Annotated in this window: 4 protein-coding genes; all 4 read right to left on the bottom strand. The window is 70.2% G+C overall.

Going from position 1 to position 2,411, the window contains the following annotated elements; genetic code table 11:
• On the bottom strand, positions 1–542 hold a 542-nt coding region (locus N878_RS17820), incomplete at its 3' end, for a biotin carboxylase N-terminal domain-containing protein (protein ID WP_031303418.1).
• A 161-nt stretch (positions 543–703) separates the two neighbouring features.
• Positions 704–1,591 (bottom strand): polyprenyl synthetase family protein, encoded by an 888-nt coding sequence (locus N878_RS17815; RefSeq protein WP_021444942.1) that lies wholly within the window; start codon positions 1,589–1,591, stop codon positions 704–706.
• Positions 1,588–1,830 carry an exodeoxyribonuclease VII small subunit gene (locus tag N878_RS17810; RefSeq protein WP_021444941.1) on the bottom strand — a complete coding sequence of 81 codons (243 nt, stop codon included), beginning with the start codon at positions 1,828–1,830 and terminating at the stop codon, positions 1,588–1,590. Before N878_RS17810 ends, N878_RS17815 begins: the two co-directional genes overlap by 4 nt.
• A 139-nt stretch (positions 1,831–1,969) precedes the next feature.
• Positions 1,970–2,411: sulfite exporter TauE/SafE family protein (locus N878_RS17805; protein WP_021444940.1), on the bottom strand; the 442-nt coding region annotated here is incomplete at its 5' end.

The following is a 2,411-nucleotide window of genomic DNA, read 5'->3' as shown; positions in this document are numbered from 1 at the left end:
CGGGCGAAGGCCTCGGCCAGCTGCGCGGCATCCTCCACTGCACGCATGCCGCGCCCGCCGCCGCCGGCCAGGGCCTTGAGCATCACGCTGCCGTGTTCGGCGAGAAAGTCCGCGGCCTGCTCCGGCGTCACCGCCTGGTTGATCCCCGGTACCAGCGGCACCGCGCAGCGTTCGGCCAGGGCGCGGGCGGCGGCTTTGTCGCCGAACAGTTGCAGGGTTTCCGGCGTCGGGCCGACGAAGGTCAGCCCGCCATCCTGGCAGCGGCGGGCGAATTCGGCGTTCTCGGCGAGAAAACCGTAGCCGGGGTGGATGGCGCTGCAGCCGTGCGCGCGGGCGACGGCAATGAGCTGATCCATGTCCAGATAGGCCGCCGGGCCGCGTCCAGCCAGTGGCACGGCCAGGTCGGCCTTGCGTATGTGCAGGCAGGCGCTGTCGTCCTCGGCGTACACCGCCACGCTGCGGATGCCGAGGTCGGCGCAGGCCTGGGCGATGCGGATGGCGATCTCGCCGCGGTTGGCGATCAGCAGGGCGGAAAAGGGCATGGCGGCTCCGGACGTCTTGTCGTTATGGAGCCATCTTAGGAGGCTGGTCGCGGGGGTAAAGCAAGCCTTATATGGCGATCATGCCGACATAGACGCAAATGATGATGGCGCGTTGTGGCTTTCGCGGCTGAAACCGCTCCCACAGGGTGCACCGCCAGGTTCTAGCTGCGCCGTTCGACGATATAGCGCGCCAGCTCGCGCAGCGGCTCGGCCTGGCTGCCGAAGGGGCGCAGCAGGTGCAGGGCCTGGTCGCGCAGTTCCAGGGCATAGGCCTTGGCGGCGTCGAGGCCGAGCAGGGCGGGGTAGGTGGGTTTGTGGTTGGCCTCATCCTTGCCTTGGGTCTTGCCCAGGGTGGCGGTGTCGCTCTCCACGTCGAGGATGTCGTCCTGCACCTGGAAGGCCAGGCCGATGGCGCGGGCGTACTGCTGCAGCGCCTTGAGGCCGAGCTCGTCGGCGTTGCCGCTGGCCAGGGCGCCGAGCAGTACGCTGGCCTCGATCAGCGCGCCGGTCTTGTGCCGGTGCATGGTTTCCAGGGCGCTCTGGTCGAGCGGCAGGCCCACCGCGCCGAGGTCGATGGCCTGGCCGCCGACCATCCCGGCCGGGCCGGCGGCGGCACTCAGGGCCGCGATCATCTGCAGACGCACTTCGGCGTCCTGCGGGTTGCGCCGGCGGTCGGCGAGCACCTCGAAGGCCAGGCTCTGCAGGCCATCGCCGGCGAGGATGGCGCAGGCTTCGTCGAAGGCCTTGTGGGTGGTCGGCTGGCCGCGGCGCAGGTCGTCGTCGTCCATCGCCGGCAGATCGTCGTGCACCAGGGAATAGGCGTGGATCAGCTCCACCGCGCAGGCGGCGCCATCGGCGCGGTCCAGCTTGCCGCCCAATGCCTCGCAGGCGGCGTAGACCAGCAGCGGGCGCACGCGCTTGCCGCCGTTCATCACGCTGTAGCGCATGGCCTGGTAGAGGCGTTCGAGCTCCGCACGCGGGGCCTGGAACAGCGGCTCGAGGGCGGCGTCGACGCGGGCCTGGCAGCTCGCCTGGTAGGCCTTGATCATGCCACCGGGTCCGCGTCGAACGGCGCCGGCTCCAACTCGCCGTCGCGTTCCAGCAGAATTTGCACCTTCTGCTCGGCCTGGGCCAGGGCGGCCTGGCACTCGCGGGTCAGGCCGATGCCCTGCTCGAAGGCGGTCAGCGAGTCTTCCAGCGACAGCTCGCCGCTCTCCAGGCGCTCGACCAGCGCCTGCAGCTCGGCGAGGGAATGTTCGAAGTCGGGGGCGGCTTTCTTGCGGGCCATGGCGGCGGGTCTCGGGCAGCGTAGAAACGGGCGCGACACTAGCAGAGCCGCGCCCCTCGGGCAAATCAGCGGGGCCGCTGGCCAGGTCGGGGCGTAGGTTGGCGCGTAGGTTGGTGCTGAGCGCAGCGAAGCCCAACGCCTAGCGCAAGTAGGTGACCCAGAAGTAGTACAGCGTCATCCCGCTGCCCACCAGAATGACCAAGGCGCGCAGCAGCGCCGGCGGCAGCTTCTCGCCCAGTGCGCCGCCGGCGTAGCCGCCAAGGGTGGCGCCGGTGAGCAGGATGGCCAGCTCGTACCAGCTGACCCGCCCGGCGATGACGAAGGTCAGGGTGGCGATGCTGTAGATCACTGCCGAGATCAGGTTCTTCAGCGCGTTGGCGCGGGCCAGGGCGTGGCCCTCGATGGAGAAGGTGGCCAGCTGCAGGATGCCCATGCCGGCGCCGAAGTAGCCGCCGTAGATCGACACGCCGATATGTGCGCCCAGTGACAGCGGCGTATGCGGCGGATGCTCGGCGGCCTTGCGCCGCGCCGCCAGCCAGCGACCCAGCCAGGGGCTGGCGGCGAACAGCGCGGTGGCGGCC

The organism is Pseudomonas sp. EGD-AK9 (genome assembly GCF_000465935.2).
In the GTDB taxonomy this organism is placed as follows: Bacteria; Pseudomonadota; Gammaproteobacteria; order Pseudomonadales; family Pseudomonadaceae; genus Aquipseudomonas.
This window is presented reverse-complemented; position numbering and strand designations above follow the sequence as displayed.